Annotated in this window: 13 protein-coding genes; 6 read left to right on the top strand and 7 right to left on the bottom strand. The window is 62.1% G+C overall.

Annotated features, from left to right (window positions below):
* The first annotated feature begins 2 nt into the window (after nucleotides 1–2).
* The 3 genes from rfbD to CYD53_RS24100 are packed head-to-tail and all read left to right on the top strand — an operon-like array spanning nucleotide 3 to nucleotide 2,723.
* Nucleotides 3–893, top strand: a complete 891-nt coding sequence (gene rfbD, locus CYD53_RS24110; RefSeq protein WP_103720632.1) for a dTDP-4-dehydrorhamnose reductase — start codon at nucleotides 3–5, stop codon at nucleotides 891–893.
* 6 nt (nucleotides 894–899) lie between these two features.
* Nucleotides 900–1,775, top strand: coding sequence for a glucose-1-phosphate thymidylyltransferase RfbA (gene rfbA, locus CYD53_RS24105; protein ID WP_103720631.1), 876 nt, complete (start codon nucleotides 900–902; stop codon nucleotides 1,773–1,775).
* Nucleotides 1,776–1,787: 12 nt separating this feature from the next.
* Nucleotides 1,788–2,723 (top strand): glycosyltransferase family protein, encoded by a 936-nt coding sequence (locus CYD53_RS24100; RefSeq protein WP_146055998.1) that lies wholly within the window; start codon nucleotides 1,788–1,790, stop codon nucleotides 2,721–2,723.
* 12 nt (nucleotides 2,724–2,735) lie between these two features.
* Here the strand turns inward: CYD53_RS24100 and CYD53_RS24095 are convergent, their stop codons facing one another.
* The 4 genes from CYD53_RS24095 to CYD53_RS24080 all read right to left on the bottom strand — a co-directional run bounded on the left by CYD53_RS24095 (nucleotide 2,736) and on the right by CYD53_RS24080 (nucleotide 8,093).
* The gene (locus CYD53_RS24095; protein ID WP_181012005.1) at nucleotides 2,736–3,578 is read right to left on the bottom strand and encodes a rhamnan synthesis F family protein; all 843 of its coding nucleotides are present in this window, start codon (nucleotides 3,576–3,578) and stop codon (nucleotides 2,736–2,738) included.
* 226 nt (nucleotides 3,579–3,804) lie between these two features.
* Nucleotides 3,805–5,253: a glycosyltransferase gene (locus CYD53_RS24090; protein ID WP_103720628.1), complete on the bottom strand. Its 1,449-nt coding sequence runs from the start codon at nucleotides 5,251–5,253 to the stop codon at nucleotides 3,805–3,807.
* A gap of 48 nt (nucleotides 5,254–5,301) precedes the next feature.
* Complete coding sequence (locus tag CYD53_RS24085) at nucleotides 5,302–6,924, bottom strand: ArnT family glycosyltransferase (RefSeq protein ID WP_103720627.1); 1,623 nt, start codon at nucleotides 6,922–6,924, stop codon at nucleotides 5,302–5,304.
* 317 nt (nucleotides 6,925–7,241) lie between these two features.
* A complete protein-coding gene (locus CYD53_RS24080) occupies nucleotides 7,242–8,093 on the bottom strand; it encodes a class I SAM-dependent methyltransferase (RefSeq protein WP_103720626.1) in 852 nt (283 codons plus the stop codon).
* A 200-nt stretch (nucleotides 8,094–8,293) separates the two neighbouring features.
* On the opposite strand from CYD53_RS24080, the gene CYD53_RS24075 reads away from it, so the two are divergent.
* The 3 genes from CYD53_RS24075 to CYD53_RS24065 are packed head-to-tail and all read left to right on the top strand — an operon-like array spanning nucleotide 8,294 to nucleotide 14,766.
* Nucleotides 8,294–10,327, top strand: a complete 2,034-nt coding sequence (locus CYD53_RS24075) for a glycosyltransferase (protein WP_103720625.1) — start codon at nucleotides 8,294–8,296, stop codon at nucleotides 10,325–10,327.
* A gap of 35 nt (nucleotides 10,328–10,362) precedes the next feature.
* Entirely contained in the window at nucleotides 10,363–11,433 is a 1,071-nt protein-coding gene (gmd, locus tag CYD53_RS24070) for a GDP-mannose 4,6-dehydratase (protein WP_103720624.1), read from the top strand.
* Between the two features lie 36 nt (nucleotides 11,434–11,469).
* Nucleotides 11,470–14,766 (top strand): glycosyltransferase, encoded by a 3,297-nt coding sequence (locus CYD53_RS24065; protein WP_103720623.1) that lies wholly within the window; start codon nucleotides 11,470–11,472, stop codon nucleotides 14,764–14,766.
* A gap of 12 nt (nucleotides 14,767–14,778) precedes the next feature.
* On the opposite strand, the gene CYD53_RS24060 is transcribed toward CYD53_RS24065, so the two are convergent.
* The 3 genes from CYD53_RS24060 to rfbF form a co-directional block, all read right to left on the bottom strand.
* Entirely contained in the window at nucleotides 14,779–16,023 is a 1,245-nt protein-coding gene (locus tag CYD53_RS24060; protein WP_103720622.1) for a class I SAM-dependent methyltransferase, read from the bottom strand.
* Between the two features lie 215 nt (nucleotides 16,024–16,238).
* Nucleotides 16,239–17,309: a CDP-glucose 4,6-dehydratase gene (gene rfbG / locus CYD53_RS24055; protein ID WP_210202421.1), complete on the bottom strand. Its 1,071-nt coding sequence runs from the start codon at nucleotides 17,307–17,309 to the stop codon at nucleotides 16,239–16,241.
* Nucleotides 17,306–18,079, bottom strand: a complete 774-nt coding sequence (rfbF, locus tag CYD53_RS24050) for a glucose-1-phosphate cytidylyltransferase (RefSeq protein WP_103720681.1) — start codon at nucleotides 18,077–18,079, stop codon at nucleotides 17,306–17,308. Before rfbF ends, rfbG begins: the two co-directional genes overlap by 4 nt.
* Nucleotides 18,080–18,088: the final 9 nt, after the last annotated feature.

Here is an 18,088-nt window from a genome sequence, read left to right as displayed (position 1 = left end):
CCATGAGGATCGCGGTCACCGGACAGGCCGGCCAAGTCGTGCTCGCCATGCTGGAGCGGGCGCCGGCAGGCGATGTCGTCATCCCGCTGGGCCGCCCCGGCTTCGACCTGGAGCGGATCGAGACGATCGCCCCGGCCATTGCGGCCTGCCGGCCCGACATCGTCGTCAACGCCGCAGCCTTCACCGCCGTCGACCTCGCCGAGAGCGAGGCCGAGACCGCGATGCTGATCAATGGGCAGGCCGCCGGCGAGGTCGCACAAGCTTCTGCCGCGCTTCGCGTGCCGGTGATCCAGATCTCGACCGATTATGTCTTCGACGGAACTCTGGACCGGCCCTATCGCGAGGATGATACGGTCGGCCCGATCTCGGCTTACGGCCGCAGCAAGCTCGCCGGCGAGGCGGCGGTCGCGGCCGCAACCCCGGACCATGCCATCCTGCGCACGGCCTGGGTCTACAGCCCCTTCGGCAAGAATTTCGTGCGTACGATGCTGCGCCTGGCCGAGACGCGCAGCGAGATCGGCGTCGTCGCCGATCAGCGGGGCTGTCCGACCAATGCGCTCGACATCGCCGACGCCGTCTTCGCTGTTGCGAGGAACCTGCTGGCCCGGCCGCAGGATGGGCGCCTGCGCGGCGTCTTCCATATGAGCGCCCAGGGCGAAGCCGTCTGGGCCGATGTCGCCGAGGCGATCTTCGCGCAACGCGCCGCCACGGGAGCCTCCCCGGTTGCGGTCAAGCGCATCGCCACGAGCGATTATCCGACGCCAGCGACGCGCCCGGCAAATTCGCGACTCGATTGCACCAAGCTTGCTACCATCCATGGCGTGACGCTGCCCGAGTGGCGCGGATCGCTTTCGAGCTGCCTGACGCGGCTCATGACAGAACAGACGGGATAAACGACGATGAAGGGCATCATCCTGGCCGGCGGTTCCGGAACGCGGCTCCACCCGATGACGCTGGCGATGTCGAAGCAGCTCCTGCCTGTCTACGACAAGCCGATGATCTATTATCCGCTGACCACGCTTATGCTGGCGGGCATCCGCGACGTGCTGATCATCTCGACCCCGACCGACCTGCCGAACTTCAAGCGCCTGCTCGGCGACGGCTCGGATTGGGGCATGACGCTGAGCTATGCCGAACAGCCCAATCCCGGCGGGCTGGCGCAGGCCTATCTCATCGGCGCCGATTTCGTCGCCGGCGAGCCCTCGGTGCTGATCCTGGGCGACAACCTGTTCTACGGGCACACGCTCCCGGAGATGATGGCCTCGGCCGCCGCGCGCGCCAAGGGCGCCAGCGTCTTCGCCTATCATGTGCGCGACCCGGAACGTTACGGCGTGGTCGATTTCGACGCCAACGGCAAGGCGAGCTCGATCGAAGAGAAGCCGAAGGTCCCGAAGTCGAACTGGGCTGTCACGGGGTTGTATTTCTACGATGCCCAGGTCGTCGAGATCGCAGGGAATCTCAAGCCCTCACCGCGTGGCGAGCTCGAGATCACCGACGTCAACCGGGTCTATCTCGAGCGTGGCGAACTCTCGGTCGAAACCATGGGACGCGGCTTCGCCTGGCTCGATACGGGTACCCCAGACAGCCTGCTCGAAGCCGGTGAGTTCGTGCGCACGCTTGAATCGCGGCAGGGGTTGCGTATCGCCTGCCCTGAGGAGATTGCGGCAAGGCAGGGCTGGATCGATGCGCGGCAGCTCACAAGCCTCGGCGAGCGCCTCGCCAAGGGCGATTACGGCCAGTATCTACTGCACGTGGCCCGCGACATCAGCGCCTAGAGCCGGGCCGGCGTGGCTTACGCCCCTCTCCAGGATCACCCTGACGACCGTGCCCAAGGCACCGTCGCCGCGGCAACCGTGCTCTACCGGCCGGATGCCGGCGTGCTCGACGCGCTGCTGACGCCGCTCGAGGCCGACGGCCTGCGCCTCTTCATCTTCGCCAATGGGCCGCTGGACGAAGAGATCGAACGCAGGCTTGCGCGATCCCCCCATGCGGTGCTCATGCGCGCGCCGGAGAATATGGGTCTCGGGCATGGCCTCAACGCCGTCACCGAGGCTGCGGCAGCGGAGGGTTTTGCGTTCCTCCTGCTGCTGGATCAGGACAGCGTACCGACGCCCGGGATGGCAAACGCGCTGCTCGCACATCTGCAAGCCCTCGCCACGTCCCCGACGCCTCCCCCCGCCGTCATTGGTCCTCTCCTCGTCTCGCCGGCCGAGGAGGGCTATCTCGCCCCCTGGTATTCACGGCGCGCAGCGAAGGACGGCCTGGCCGAGGGCGCCGTCGACTTCCTCTCGACCTCGGGCTCCCTGATCTCGCTTGCGGCATGGCGAGCGGTCGGGCCGTTCCGGGCGGACTACTTCATCGACGGAATCGATGTCGAATGGTGTTTCCGCGCCTGGGACCGGGGCCATGGCTGCTACCTCGCGGACGAGGTGACGATGCCGCATCGCTGGGGCGGCGCGGCCGAGAACGGCGAGCGCCAGCCGCAAATCCTGCGGCAATCGCCATTGCGCTCCTATTACTATCTCCGCAACGGCCTCTACGGCCTGCGACTGGCGCATATCCCGTGGAGCTGGCGCCTTCGCACGGCAGCCCGGGTCACGGCGCAGGCGGCGCTGCTGCTGCTGGCGCACCGCTTCGACCGCCCCATCCGGCATCTCGTCTTCGCAGCCTTGCGGGACGGCCTGCAAGCGCGGCTGGGCCCGGCTCCGCTGGGTATCGCCTGATCAGGTGGAGCCTCAGCCCAGAACGCGTCCGCGCAGATCGCGGACGGTGAACCCGCGCGCCCAGGCCGCGATGGTGAAACAGCGCTCGACCGCGTGATGCAGGGTGCCGTCGAGCTGACGCTCCTCCGGCTCGAAATCTTCGGGCATCAGCTTGAGCTCGCGCAAGGCAGCGAAGGCCGCCGGCCTGAACCAGAACATCGAGCCTTCGAAGAAGCCGAGGCGAACCGCATCATCGGGCGCATCCATCCGCCCGGCCAGCTCCCGCACGCGAGCCTCGTTCTTCATCCAGTAGGGCGGGCTCGTGCGAAAGCAATTGCGCCAGCCGACCATGCCGGTCGACGGGTCCTCAAAATCCGCAAGGACCCGCAAGGCCGCATTGCGTTCGCCACAAAGCATGTCGAACAGCAGCTTGCGACGGATCTCGCCATCAAGCAGATGTGGGCTGCGCTTGGTGTGCAGCTTGAGCACCGCATCATAGCCATCGAGCGCGCCGGAGCCGAGCACCGTCAGGAATGGAGCGATGTCGCGGCCCCGGTTCTCGCATGGATGGAGAATGACATCGGGCGCGCCAGCGAGATATTGCTTCGTAATCTCCATGCGCTCCGCCGGCAATGTCACGTGAAGCGCAACGGTGCCGGGCAAGACGGCCCGGCATGCGAGAATTTCGTCAAGCAGCTCAGCGTAGTAGGCGTGCGCGATCAGGGCGACCTTGATGTCGGGAACCTGCGAAACCGGATTTACGCCGGCCAACGCCGCCCGCAAGCGGCGGCCAGGCCCGGACACGAACAAGGCTCCCAGCGTTACGGTCGCGATCTTGTCCATGACGTGACGCGCAAAGGCGTAGGGGTATTTCAAGGCGTAAGGGTATCTTCTTAAGGCGCTCATTGCAGACCTTGCCTCACAGCCTGATCAGAGCGCGCGAGGGCAAGCCGATTGCGGACCTGCCCATCCGCGCGTTCCGTCGCATTCCCGCCAACCGTCGCGCCTGCAAGCGCGCGCCGGCGTACCGCTTGTCGATACCGTTCCACCGGGCGCGTTGCCGCCGGGCCGGATACAGCCTTGGAACGCCGCATTTGGCCGGTCAAAGCGCCTTGATCTTGAAAAAGGCGAACACGACCATCTTCAGCAGCAGCCAGCCATGCGAAAAGCGCGAGATCTGCGTCTCGCCATAGGTCCGCGCAGCGTAGCGCACGGGCAGGTCGACGGATTTGAGCGACATCTTGGCCGCACCGAAAATCAGGTCGAAATCGCCGAACGGATCGAAATCGCCAAAATAGGCCCTGCCTTCCTTGAGACGCTCGTAGTCGACCCGGCGCATCACCTTCGTGCCGCAAAGCGTGTCGGTGTAGCGCTGATTGAGCAGCCAGGAGAAGAGGATCGAGAAGGTCCTGTTGGCGATGAGATTCAGGAAGCGCATCGCCTCGTCCTCCATCGGATAGACGAGCCGCGAACCGTTGATGTACTCGCCCTTGCCGGAGACGATCGCCTCCCAGAATTTCGGAAGCTGCTCGGGCGGCATGGTCAGGTCGGCGTCCAGGATCATCAAAACATCGCCGCGCGCGACGTCGTAGGCCGTGAAAACCGCGTCGGCCTTGCCCTTCCCGGGCTGTTTCATCACCTTGATGTCATATTGAGGATAAGCCGCCTGAACGCGCAGGCACTCCTCATAGGTGTTGTCCTTGCTGTTCCCCTCGACGAAGATGATCTCGATATCGTCGCAAAAGCGCGGAATGCGCTGGACCGCCGGTTCGATATTGCCCTTTTCGTTGCGCGCCGGGACGACGATCGAGACCGATTTGAGGCCATCGTCCTTCATGACCAGCGAACGCGCCACCAGATAGTGGCGAAGCGCCAGCGAGCGCACCAGCGGAAGATGGCTGACGAAGCGGTTCAAAGCCGAGCCAAGCCCGAAAAGCCTGAAAGGCGAGATCAGGCGCGCCTCGGATTTCACAGGTTCGAAATCAGCGAGCTCGGCAAAAGCCCGCAAATCGGCAGGCGACAACACATTGGAAGGTTCCGACGGCATCCTGATGCCAAGCGCCTCCGCGCCCGACAACAAGGGCTGCCAGAGATGCGAGAAATAGGCGACGACCAAGCGCGTCTTGCGGTCACACAGCCGATGAAGCGACGCGATCAGCGCCTGCACATCCTTGATGTGGCCAAGCGTGTCGACGATCAGGATATAGTCGAACGGCCCTTCAATGGCTGCCAGCGTCTGCGGATTCTCTACGTCGCCAACAATGAAATCCAGACCCGCGTGGCGGCTGCGCGCGACCTCGATCATCTTTGGGCTGAAATCGACACCGACGCCGCGCGACGGCTTCAGCGCCGCCAGCGTATCGCCGATGCCGCAGCCGATCTCGAGGACCGACTTGCCCTCGGGAATGATGAAGCGCAGATATTTATTGTCCTCCTCGTGGAAGAACGCAGCTTTTTCGCGCCATTGCGCGCGCTGCTCTGCGAAACGCTCGGAGCCTTCGAAGACCGCGAGCCCTTGACCTGCGAGATCAGGAGTTTCCTGTTTGAACATGGACGATCGTGCCTGAAAGTTGTCGTGCCGGCTTGAGCCTGGTTGAGGTCAACGGCGTCTGTGAAAGATCATCAAACCGCTGTCACGATCCTGGGTCGCCGTGAAGCGCGGATCGGACGAAAGTCGCTCCGCAACGACGCTCGATATACGGTTGAACAAATCGGGATCGTGCTGGCGGTCAGGGGTGAAAGTTATGAGATAGTCTGCGTCGAGGCTGTCGATCCTCGCCAAAGCCTTGTCGAGATCAGCCTCCGCGTAGCCAAGGCTCGTATAGTAGCATCTATATCGCGTTTTGCGTTGCTGCTTCGCCGAAAAGAAGGCGGCGGAATTCCCATTGAATGAGGGATACTCCACGCCAATGATCGCGTATCGGTTTGGCCTCGACGCGGAACAGCTTTCCGTGACGGCGCGCGCAAGAAGATTCTTGCGATCGGCGTCAAGGTTGACCGGCTTGAGCCAGACTGAGGGCTGGAGCCCAAGCGGATTGTAGCCATGCGCGAAGCTGACCGCGTAGACCGCGTTGCAGGCGACGGCGATGAGAGCCAGGAGCTGGAGCCAGCGCCACCGCAGAACCGTCAGCGCCCAGCCCAGAAGGACGGCAATCATCGGCAGCGTCGGTGACAGAAAGCGCGTCTCTTCGTTGATCTGAGTGGCGAGACCGAGAACGGTGAGCGCAATCGTGCCGATCAGAGCTCCCGCATAGAGAAAGCCATTGTCGAGAGCGAGGAGCGGCCATTGATTGCGCGGCGCCTTGACGACGTTCGCCAGCGAAACCGCGAAGGCCAAGGCAATCGGCGCGCCAATGACAACCGCAACGAACGGCCAGGGCGACAGCGCCAAGGCGAGTGACTGCGTCCAGAGGGAAAGCTTGCTGCCAAGCGTTCCTACGCTGCCATAGGCCAATGCGATGTCATTCGAGGTCGCATTGCGAAAATGCTGGGTCATCGGAGCCCAATTGACCCAGTACCAGCCGATACAGGCCGCACATACCACGGCGGCAGCCAGTGCGAGCAGGAGTACGACAACAGGTCGTGCTGCCTGCCTGGCATCCATTCTGATCACGCAGGCGACGATGCAGTAAGCGGCAAAGGGAATGGCGAACGTGAAACTCGATGCTTTGACCAGCATCGCAAACGCCATGATGAGAACGCCCCATAAAATGGTGCTCGCGACAGCGCGCCGCTCGACCTTCCATATGAGGTCCAGCATGATGGCGACGCTCAGCATCTGCAGCGTCTCGGTCAGGAACTGGTGCGACAGCCCCAGCGACAGCGAACTGCCGCCAAAGGCAAGTACGCCAGCCAGTTGAGCCAGCACGCCACAGCCCATGCGGGCGCAAATCCTGGCGATGAGCAGCAGCGTCGCGAGCTGCGCCAACACGTTGACCATCAAAAGCGCAGGTTCGACATCTCCCAGCCAGCGCGACAACGGCGCGAAGAACTGAGCGACCCAGGCGAGCAGCGGCGGCTTCGAGCCGAAGGCGGCGAGAGAGGCCCTGAGCCACTCCCAACCACTGCCCCGGCGCGATTGGGCGAGATCGAGAGCAACCTCGCCATACCAAGCCTGATCCCATGGCCAGACCGAGGTATCGCGCAGAACCCAGAGGAACGAGCTGCCGATCAAGCCCAGCACCACAATCACAACGGCTGGGTTGATCCGCTGCGTGGTCACGCCATGAGACATATCGAGAGGAAAACCATAAAAACCGCGTCCGGAAGCTCTCCTTGCAGACGAGCAGCTGTTCAATGTCAAGGGCGCGGATGAAGACAGCCGATGTTTGGCTGCTTGTAGCAGGCCGGACTATTGGCCGAGTGGCTCAAGAGCCTCACAACAGCCCAAATCAAGCGTTGCAGCGGAGCTGGAATGAATGCACGCCACCTCGCATCTGGACACACAAATCGAAGGAGGACGCGCCAGCAAGATCACCCGTTGTTATCGAGCCAAATGTCCTGTTCTGGCCCGCGAGGCAGCTCGCAGGAATCCCCGCCCTATCGGCCGCTCAGCTTGGTCTTGAGCCATCGGATCGGGGCAGTCGCCTGCCAACTCGTCGATGTCTTCATCCCCTCCAGTTGACTGCTGAGCATGGCGATCTCACTGCTGAGCGTGGCGATCTCAGCGCGATATCGAGACGATAACTCGTCGAGCTCGTGCATTCGTTCCTCGCTGGACAGAAATTCTCCACCCGGCTCGGCGTCGAGCGGAAGCTCGAAATAGGTTACGTTGTCTGACTGAGTACGATCCTCCGTCAAAACCGAGACACCTTGGATATAGGCGGATTTCAGAATCCTGAATCCTTCCTTCGTCAACCAGTGCTCGAAAAGTTCGCGGCTCATGAAATTTCGCCAACCCGGGTGGTCACGATATGTCCCAGTCGGATTTTGGTCGAAACCGCTATAATGGCAGAATGCACGCCCTCCAGGCACCAATATCCGCCTTATCTCCTTGATATAACTTCTGATGATGTCGCTATCGAAATGCACCATTGCATCGAACGAGTAAACAAACGACGCACTCGTCCCTTCTATAAAGCGCAAATCCGCCCCAGAATTTCGAAAAACTTCGACATTCTCTGAACTCTTGAATCGCTCATTCAAGAATTCAATATTTTCCTGATTGATGTCAGTCGCAAATATCTTCCCGCTGACCTGGGCCAGTTTTTCGGTATTTCTCCCGTGGCCCGCCGCTATCTCAACCACATGCTCAAAATTCGCAGATTCAATGATGGGCCAGATCACCGAGGCCCACTGCGTATCCATGCTCTGCTCGGCAGAGTCATAGTACTCGCCATGGGTCCAGTCCCGCCCAACGAACGCAGCCAAGGAGATGATTTCCGAACGCATTCGCCACCTGTCGGTACGCGTCGATCCGGCAGCCTAGAACAGTAACACTTCAGATACAAACGGATGCAATTTCCGAAGCGCGCACCGCATCGCTCACAATGAGCGAATGATCTGAACGGCATCGGCCAGGGCAGCTTGCCCCTGAGTTTTTCAACGGCTACACGAACAGGCCGCGCAGAAAGTGGTTGAAACTCTTCAGAATGACCGAAAATACGCTTCCACTGCTCGACGTCAGCATGGTGGTCAACATTCATGCAGGAGGGAGCTACCTGCGGCGAACCATGCGCTCGCTGGAGGCCGCCGCCAGAAAAGCCCGCTCCTCCGGCTTGAAAATCGAGCTGTTGCTGGCGCTTGATCGATCACCGCCCGAAACGCTGGCATGGGTCGAGGCCTATCACTCCGACGCCTTTGAGCGCACACGCGTCATTCGGCTGGACAACGGCTCTCTAGGGCTGTCGCGCCAGGACGGCCTGCGCCAGGCCCGCGCGAACTACATTCAGTTTTGCGACGAAGACGACCTCATCTCGAGCAATACGACACTCGTCTCGCATCAGACGGCACTCAAGCATTCGCCCCGGACGATCGTCGTCCCCGAATATCTTTTCGGCTTCGGATCACTTCATCTCCTGGCGGTCTACAACGGCAGCGCAAGCATACCCCCGATCGCCTTCTTCTCGCAGCATCCGTACATATCGCGGCTTTTCGTCCACCGCAGCATCGTCGACTTGAACCAGTTCATCGATGTCCGCCTCGGACCGGGCTACGCTTACGAGGACTGGCACTTCAACGCCACGGCAATCGCCAAAGGCGCCGAATTCGTGGTCGCTCCGGCCGTCATCCTGTTTTACCGGCATCGTGCGAACAGCCTGTCATCCAATATGAACAGTCAGTCGGCGCGCCTGATCCCGCCGACCCCGCTGTTCGAGCCGCAAACCTATCTCGCCCTTGCAGCTCCCGGCGCACGCCGCTTCCTCCGGTACGGCCAGGACGCGGTCGATTGCGAGACCGAACGCTTGCGTTTCCTGATGTCGCTCTCGAATTGCGAGGAAGTCAGGCTCGCCAACCTGATCGATCCGGCAATTTCACTGGGATCGATGGAGCACTGCCCGGTCGTCTCCACGCGCAACGGCGACTTCGCGGCCGGCGTCGGCTATTTCGAAGCATGCCGGCGCGTTGCCGGGCTTCGCTTTAGCGAAGTCGGTATCGTCTCGACGCCGACATCTCCGCAAGGCAAGGCGGTTTTCGCCGCGCTCAAGGCACTTTCGGATATCGACAGCGCCACGCGAAGCCTTGTCCTCGTCGATGATCCCGCATTTGACGAGGACATGCCTACGATGGCCCTCGGCAATGCCGTCATCGTCAATCTTGCGCATCTCGTCGAAGGGTTGTCGGCCGACCAGCGCGATCTCGTCGCCTATCGCCTCATCGAGATCGCCGCCATCGGCGCGCGGCTTCACCTCGCATCCGACACGATGTCAGCACGGATCCTGGGCCGCTATGGGCGACTGTTGGCGGATCGCGACAAGATCTTTTACAGGGCAGACGATCGAGCAGTACCTTTTCGAGGCGTCAGCATGGTCCAGCCCGACCCGTTCGACTTCCTTTCGGAATTCCTTGATGAGGCAACGCTGGTCATCCACTCCTCGGAAACGGGGCAGCGAGACGATCGAGCCAGGCTTGATCGACGCGCCGACATCTGGCGCATCGCCTACTCTCCGGTGGAGTTCGACGCTCAACGGCTCGCTCGACAGCCGTTGAACCACCGCATTCTGGCGATCGGCCTCACAGCACCGGAAGCGGCTGAGCTGCAGCACCTCTGTGCGGCGGCAGGCCTCAAGATACGCCTCGTCACGGCCACCGAAACGCCTGCAGAGCACGAGCTCGCAGATTTCGATCTGGTGCTGGTCATGAACGGGTCGACGGCGACCTATGACGAACTCGTCGCCCTGCTTCGAGCCGGATTGCCCATTGTTGGAGCCGATATCGCCCCCCTGTCGGAGGTCATGGGCAGAGGCGACGTCTTCTTGACGATTTCCACGTCCGACAGCACAAGGCTCGCCGAGGCTAGGGACTGTTTCGCCGCATTCTATCGTGACGCCTCACTGCGCGAGCGCTTGGCACTTGGAATTCGGAGTTTTCTGGAGACGCACCACTCGCCGGCCAGCCATCGTTCTTGCATCGCAGAACTTCTGAAGACCCCGGCGGCCCGCCTCTCCAGCCATTCGTTCAATTAAGATAAACGCCAGATAATCGGCGAAAGGACAAAATCATGACAAAGAAAACTGCCTTGATTACTGGCGTTACCGGGCAAGACGGCGCCTATCTGGCGGAGCTTCTGCTTGGCAAAGGCTATACCGTCCATGGCGTGAAGCGGCGCTCATCGTCGTTCAATACCAAGCGGGTCGACCATCTCTATGTCGACCCACATCGGAAAGACACGAATTTCTTCATGCATTATGGCGACTTGACGGATTCGACCAATCTGATCCGTATCGTCCAGGAAACCCAGCCGGACGAGATCTACAATCTCGCGGCCCAGAGCCACGTAAAGGTTTCGTTCGAGACGCCGGAATATACTGCCAATGCGGATGGCATCGGAACGCTGAGGCTGCTGGAAGCTCTGCGTATCCTGGGGCTCGAGAAGAAATCCAAGTTCTATCAGGCTTCGACATCCGAGCTTTACGGCGCGGTTCGCGAGGTTCCCCAGAGCGAAACGACGCCCTTCAACCCGCAATCGCCCTATGCGGTCGCCAAGCTCTATGCCTATTGGATCGTCGCCAATTATCGCGACGCTTACGGCATTCATGCCTCGAACGGGATTCTGTTCAACCATGAGAGCCCTATTCGCGGCGAGACTTTCGTGACGCGCAAGATCACCCGCGCCGTCGCGGCAATCGAGTTGGGCCTGACGGACAGGCTGTATCTCGGGAATGTCGACGCCAAGCGCGATTGGGGGCATGCACGCGATTATGTCGAGGGGATGTGGCTGATGCTTCAGCAGCCCGAGCCCGACGACTATGTCCTGGCAACCGGTGAGATGCACTCGGTTCGTGAGTTCGTCGAACTCGCGTTTGCGCATGTCGGACGCACCATCAGATGGGAAGGCGCCGGCGTCGACGAGAAGGGCATCGACGCGAAATCTGGCGCAACGCTGGTGGAGATCGACCCGGAATATTTCCGGCCGACCGAGGTCGAGCAACTGCTGGGGGATCCCACGAAAGCCAAGACCAAGCTGGGCTGGTCTCACAAGACGGGCTTCCAGCAATTGGTTCAGGAAATGGTAGCCAGCGACCTCATCGAGGTCGAACTGGAGAGAAAGGGCGGCGTTCGCCATAGCTGAAGCAGTTTGCGGCGCATTCAACTCCAAGATTGCTGGATGGACGGTTTGATCGACATGGACGAAAGCCTATCCGTCGCATTGTCGGCGCACGGCCTATCCGCGGACGCCCGCATCCTGGAGTTCCGCTCGCGGGCAATCAGCGCGCCAACTCTGCGAAAGGCTCTCACACCCGACATCGTCGCGATTTTCCTGAGACGCGACTCTGCCGATCAGGAGCCTTTCTGGCCGTTCTGGCCGCTTGCCTTCGATCTGGGCTTCGTACCCGTCGCTTGTGACGCATGCGGCGATCTCTTCCTGCGTTCAAGCCACGTCACGGACATTTCGCGCCTGGGCGGCAAGGCTCGCGGTCAGGTCACGATGTCCTCGCTCGGCTCCAACGGGCGTTTTGCCAACCAGATCTTCCAGCACGTCTATGTCAAATTCTACGGGCTACGCTATGGCTGCAGAGTAACCTTTCCCGAATGGGACGGGAACGGCATCTATACCGTCGTAGACCCCAAGCCGGAGGCGCCGTTACCGACCGAGCTTCGCTACTATGCCTTCGACAATGACGACATCGACCTCTGGAAATTGGAGGCGCCGCCAGTCGATGCCGATTTCTGGGGTTATTTCCAGGAATTGCCTGCTTGTTGGGCGCCTCATCGCCAGCTTCTGCGCCGCCTTTACGAGCTTGAGGAGGCTCAGGCAGCCGATGTCGAACGAAGGCTTTCCGCGCTTACGGAAGGCGGCACGCGCCCGCTGATCGCGATCCATGTTCGCCGCGGCGATTATGTCGAACTGCACAAGAACGGCCTGCCCTGGTACCGCCCGGCTCCCGAAGCCTGGTATGTGGACTGGCTCGATGCCGTTTTTGCCAAGCAGCCAGACGCAGTCCTCTACGTGGCGACCGACGCGCCCGACGAGGTCCTGCCGGCATTCGCGCGCTTTCGCGCGAAAAGCCTGAGCGACGTTGAGGCCGTACCGGGCCTGCCACCCGCAATGCTTGATTTCGAGATCATGCGGCGGGCCGGCCAGCTCGCCGTCTGCAATTCGAGCTTTTCGCGCATGGCGGCAATCCTGGCGCCGGACAGCCAGAACGCCGTCATCGCCGATTTCGACGGGCAGCGCCTCACGCCATTCGACGCCTGGAGCTTCGAGCCGTTCTGGTCACGCTTTGAAGGCAAAGGCCTGGAGAAGCAGTCGCCCATCCTGGGCTATGGCGCAGAGCCCAAGCGCCAACGCAATCTCGAGCTACGGCGACAAGCGGCGCTAGGGCTGCAGACCTATCGTGATCTCACCAAGCTGGCGGCCGACTACAGCAATCTCGCCGACCTTCATCGGCAGTTGGACCATGAGCACAGCCACTTGCTGTCACAGATCGGCCAAGAGGCCGTCAAGGCAGCCAACTTGACCGCGCAGCTGCAGCAGGCGCGCGATGAAAACGTTCATCTTCAGATCGCCATCAGGGGCGAAGTCCTCCGGCGGCCAAGCCGGATCGTCCATCGGACCCTGTTCCGTTCGCTATATCTGGGCACCCGTGTGGGCCGGCGCTTGCTGGGGCCGACATCAGGCTTCGTGACCGCCCATCTCAGCCCGATGATCGATGCCTTGCGGGAATACCGCCACCGCGAGGCACTCCGGCTGGGGAGGCAAGCGGCCGGGAGTGTCCTGCGCCGCTTCTCGATATTGCAGCCGGTATCGGTCGCCTCGCCACAGGCCCCGGTGCGGCGGGCCAAGACGCCGAACAAGACCCGCGCCTGGCAGGAGACCGGCTCGCTCTCGCCGGTCGTCGTCAGCCGCCCCTTTGAGATGTTGCGCCCCGACGGCTCCGATTTCGCCGAGCAGATTGAACAATCCGCGGCCGAGATTCTCGCAATACCGGCCAAGGAGCTCGAGGCGCTCACGATCGAGCAGTGGCTGGCGGCCGGCCTGCTGCTCGCCGAACAGGATATCGATGCGCTGGTAACGGACGCATCACCGGAAGCCGGCGTGCTGTTCGTGCGACGAAGCGCGATCCTCCAAGGTTTACCGGTCAATAAGCGCCTCAAGCGCGGGCTTGCGCCAAAAGCCTGGATCGCCCGGCTGCGCGACGGGCTGTCCTCATGCTATTCCTGCGCCTCGCTGCACCCTGGCGCCAATGAGGCTGTCGCCACCGCGCTCGGCCCACACCATCCGCTTTTGGCAGCGGATGCCATCGGCGGGGCGGAACGTCTCGAAGCCGCGTTGCTGTCGCTGCCGCCCCGTCAGCGCGACGACGAGCGACCGCATTGTCTCGTCGTCGTGCCCTGGCTGCCGATGGGAGGATCGGAGGTCGTTCTCCTCGACGTCCTGGGCCGCTTGGCGAAGGACTGGCGAATAACCATCGTCACCATGCTGCCAAGCGAGCACGCCATGCGCGGCCTGTTTGCAACCGTGTCGCAGGATATCCTCCATGCCGGAGATCTGCTGGACGCGGACCGGTTGGTCGCAACGCTTGCGGCACTGGTCCAGGTCGAGGGCTCCCGTGCCATCCTGACGAGCAACTCGTCGCTCACCTATGAGCGCGCCCCGGAGTTGAAGGCGCGTTTCCCCCATCTCGCCTTCATCGACATCGTGCATAATGATCTTGCCGAGGGTCATATCCGGAACGCGGCGCGGTATTCGGCGGCTTTCAGCACGCATGTCGCGATCAGCGCCAAGGTCCGAAACTCCCTGGTCGCACGCGGCATACCGGCCGAGCGCGTAAAGCTGATTCCGAATGGAATCGACACCGACCTGTTTCAGCCAGCAACGGACCGCGCATCGCTCAAGGCCGAATGCGGCGTTGCCGCAGGAGACATCCTGCTCGGTTTCGTCGGCAGGCTCAGCGGCGAGAAGCGGCCTGACAAATTTCTCGACGTCATCTCGCGATTGTCGGGAGACTTGCCGATCAGGGCAATCATGGTCGGAGATGGCGACGAACTACCACAGCTGCAAAAGCGCATCGCTGCCGAAAACCTGCCGGTCCGCATCATTGCCAAACTGGACCGTGGAAGCCTACCTCGCCTCTATGGGGCGCTCGACATCCTCGTCATGACCTCGTCGATCGAAGGCATGCCGCTGGTGATGCTCGAGGCCCTGGCCTGCGGAACCCCGGTCGCAAGCACCCGCGTCGGCGACGTGGAGCGCATCATTCGCGACGGTGAGAACGGTTTCCTCGCCTCTGTCGACCATGTCGAGGTTCTCGCAGACGGCATTCGCGGCGCAGCCCAGGCGGGGCGGCTTGCAGCTATGCGCGACCAGGCCCGCGAAAGCATCATCACCTCCGGCATGACGCGCGACGCCATGCTGGACGGCTATGCCGAGGTCATGTCAGGGGTGCTGGTGCGCGCCTGACCGGCGCTGCTATCAATCAAGGATGCAAGGGCTCGGTATCGGAACGATGAACTTGGCGCCCCATTGGCGCACATGGCTCATCGATTCGACGATCTCCTGGCGAATATTCCAGGGCAGGATCAGAATGTAGTCGGGACGATGCTCGTCGATCGCCTCGGCCCCCAGAATGGGGATTCCGGTGCCAGGCACGAAGCGGCCCTGCTTGTGCGGATTGCGATCGACGACGAAGTCGAGGATATCCGTCTTGATCCCGCAATAGTTCAGGAGGGTGGTTCCCTTCGCCGCTGCGCCATAGCCGCAGATGCGCGCGCCACCGGTCTTGAGTTCGATCAGAAGCTTGAGCAGGCGCCGCTTCGTCTCGCGTACGGATTCCGCAAAGGCGGTGTAAAAGCCATCCGTGTGCAGACCTGCGGCCAGTTCCTCGGCACGCAACGCTTCGAGTGCGCCGGTTTCCGGAAATGGCGCGCCCTGATGGCACACGAAGAGACGCAGCGACCCGCCATGCGTCGATAGCTTCTCCGCGTCATAGACCCGCAGACCGGCACGCGCGAAGAGCGGTTCAAGCGCCAGAAGCGACAGATACGAATAGTGTTCGTGATAGATCGTGTCGAATTCGCAATGCCTGACGAGCTCCAGCAGGTGCGGAAATTCGAACGTCGCAGTTCCTGCAGGCTTCAACAGATTGGCGAAGCCCGATACGAAGTCATTCGGATCGGGCACATGGGCGAGGACGTTGTTGGCCGCGATCAGATCCGCCTGCCAACCATCCCGGGCCAGGGCTGCTCCCAGCTCGGCCCCGAAGAAACCGACGCGCGTTTCGACATTGAAATTGCGCATGGCGGCTTCAGCGCAATTCGCGGCGGGATCGACGCCCAGACAGGCGATTCCGCGAGCAACGAAGTTCTTCAGGAGATAACCGTCATTGCTGGCGATCTCGATCACGCGCGATGCAGCGCCAAGCTCGAAGCGATCGATCATCGCCGTGGCGTAGCGCGCGGCATGAGCGAGCCAGGAGGTCGAGACCGACGAGAAATACGCATAATCCTCGTTGAAATGGACTTCGCGGCTTTCGAAATCCTCGAGCTGCACGAGCCGGCATTTCGAGCAGACGAAGGCTCTCAGAGGGTAAAACAGCTCGGCCTGCCGGCGCGCAGCGATGCGCGGAAAGGCATTGGAGATCGGAGACAGCCCGAGATCGGCGAATGTCGCCGTCAACGCCGCGCCGCAAGAGCGGCAGACCGCACCGGAAAGTTCCATGTTCGACATTGCGCAGGATCTCGAGACTTCGATCAGAGGCATGACCCCATATACGGCTTCGGAAACCGGGGCCATCATGCAGGCTTGATTTTGAGCGGCGGTGGTCAGGGCCGATCTGCGGCACCGAGAGCGTGTCCGCGTTTCCCCGAAGCGCGGACACGCTCTAACTCTTTATTTTATCGCATTTTCTTCACGCGAACCGGTGTCCACTTCGCTCAAGAATGCTCCAGCTGCATAAAGGCTTCGATCTCGCGCCGGCAGGCCAAACGCATGTCGCCTCCGCCGAGATAGGCGCCATACCATGCCGCGGTCGCTTCAATCGCTGCGGAGGCTTTCAACCGGTCGCTCCAACCCAGCGTCTCATGTGCAAGCGTGACATCGAGAGCCAGCGTCTTGGCCTCGGTGGGGCCGGCACTCTCCTGTGCCAACCAGGCGCCCGGATGTCCCAAGGCACCGCAAAGCTGCTCGACGACATCGGCCACAGTCAGGCTGCCCGCCGGGCCAGGGCCGATATTCAAGGCAGGGGGCAACGGTCCATCGGCGACAAGCGCCTGCGCATAGACGAAATATCCGGCCAGACAATCCAGCACATGCTGCCAGGGCCGCGTCGATTGCGGATGGCGGATCGAGACATGAGTTCCATTCTGGATGGCCCTGACGATGTCGGGCACGAGCCGGTCCTCGGCGAAGTCGCCGCCGCCGATGACGTTTCCGCCCCGCGCGGTCGCCAGACGGATACCGGCAGCAGAGAAATAGCTCCGGGCATAGGCGCCGGCGATCAGTTCCTGAGCCACTTTCGACGCCGAGTACGGCTCTTCGCCCCATAGCGGGTCCGTTTCGCGGAACGCGGCGCCCTCATTGCGGTTTCGGTAGACCTTGTCGGTGGTGACGATGAGAACGGCGCGCAGTCCGTCCCGATGCCTGAGAGCCTCCAGCAGGTTCACAGCGCCGCCGACATTGCTGGCGAACGTATCGACAGGGTCGCGATAGGCCCTGCGGACCAGCGCCTGCGAGGCGAAATGCAGCACGATCTCGGGCCGCGCCCGCTCGACGCAATTGCGCAGGGCCGCACTATCGGCGAGATCGCCGATAGTGCTGGTAACGTCGGCATCGACGCCGGCCAGTTCATAAAGCGACGGAGCCGTGTCAGGCGCGCGCGCGAATCCGAAGACATGCGCTCCCATCGCCGACAGCCAGAGCGCGGCCCAGCTGCCCTTGAAACCGGTGTGGCCCGTCAGGAGGACGCGCCGGCCCTTCCAAAAGCCTGCGTCGACCACCGTGCTCACGGCCAGACCTTCCAGGGTGCGCGGCCGCTGCTCCAGAGCTCTTCGAGCAGGTTTCGATCCCGCAAGGTGTCCATCGCCTGCCAGAAGCCGCGATGGCGATAGGCGCCCAGCTGCCCTTTGCTGGCGAGTGCCTCGAGAGGAACTCCCTCCCACGACACCTGGTCACCGTCGATCATGTCGATGACTTGCGGGTCCAGAACGAAGAAGCCGCCATTGATGAAGCCGCCATCGCCTGGCGGCTTCTCCATGAAGCGCTTGACCGTGGTTCCATCGAGATCGAGCGCACCATAGCGGCCCGGCGGCACGACGGCCGTCAGCGTTGCCAGGCGGCCGGAGCGAGAGTGGAAGTCGACGAGCGCGGGGACGTCGATATCGGCGAGCCCGTCGCCATAGGTGAAGCAGAAGGGCTGCCCCGGATCGAGATAGTCGCGGACCCGCCTGAGACGACCGCCCGTCAGCGTCGTCTCGCCCGTATCGACCAAGGTGATGCGCCAGGGCTCGACGGAGCTCTGATGGTAGGTGATGCGGTTCTCGATCGCGTCGATCGTGACATCGGAGTGATGCAGCACGAAATTCGCGAAGTACTCCTTGATCATGTAGCCCTTGTAGCCAAGGCAGATCACGAAATCGCGGATGCCGTGCTGGGCATAGACCTTCATGATGTGCCACAGGATCGGCCGTCCGCCGATCTCGATCATGGGCTTGGGCCGCAGAACCGATTCCTCGGAAATGCGGGTTCCCAGCCCGCCGGCGAGGATGACGGCTTTCATGCCGCTGAT

The sequence above is a fragment of the Allobosea psychrotolerans genome (assembly GCF_002917105.1).
Taxonomy (GTDB): Bacteria; Pseudomonadota; Alphaproteobacteria; order Rhizobiales; family Beijerinckiaceae; genus Allobosea; species Allobosea psychrotolerans.
This window is presented reverse-complemented; position numbering and strand designations above follow the sequence as displayed.

Coding starts and splice junctions, on each gene's coding strand:
- rfbD (WP_103720632.1), top strand. CDS start 3: ATGAGGATCGCGGTCACCGGACAGGCCGGCCAAGTCGTGCTCGCCATG.
- rfbA (WP_103720631.1), top strand. CDS start 900: ATGAAGGGCATCATCCTGGCCGGCGGTTCCGGAACGCGGCTCCACCCG.
- CYD53_RS24090 (WP_103720628.1), bottom strand. CDS start 5,253: ATGTTCAAACAGGAAACTCCTGATCTCGCAGGTCAAGGGCTCGCGGTC.
- CYD53_RS24080 (WP_103720626.1), bottom strand. CDS start 8,093: ATGCGTTCGGAAATCATCTCCTTGGCTGCGTTCGTTGGGCGGGACTGG.
- CYD53_RS24075 (WP_103720625.1), top strand. CDS start 8,294: ATGACCGAAAATACGCTTCCACTGCTCGACGTCAGCATGGTGGTCAAC.
- gmd (WP_103720624.1), top strand. CDS start 10,363: ATGACAAAGAAAACTGCCTTGATTACTGGCGTTACCGGGCAAGACGGC.
- CYD53_RS24065 (WP_103720623.1), top strand. CDS start 11,470: ATGGACGGTTTGATCGACATGGACGAAAGCCTATCCGTCGCATTGTCG.
- CYD53_RS24060 (WP_103720622.1), bottom strand. CDS start 16,023: ATGGAACTTTCCGGTGCGGTCTGCCGCTCTTGCGGCGCGGCGTTGACG.
- rfbF (WP_103720681.1), bottom strand. CDS start 18,079: ATGAAAGCCGTCATCCTCGCCGGCGGGCTGGGAACCCGCATTTCCGAG.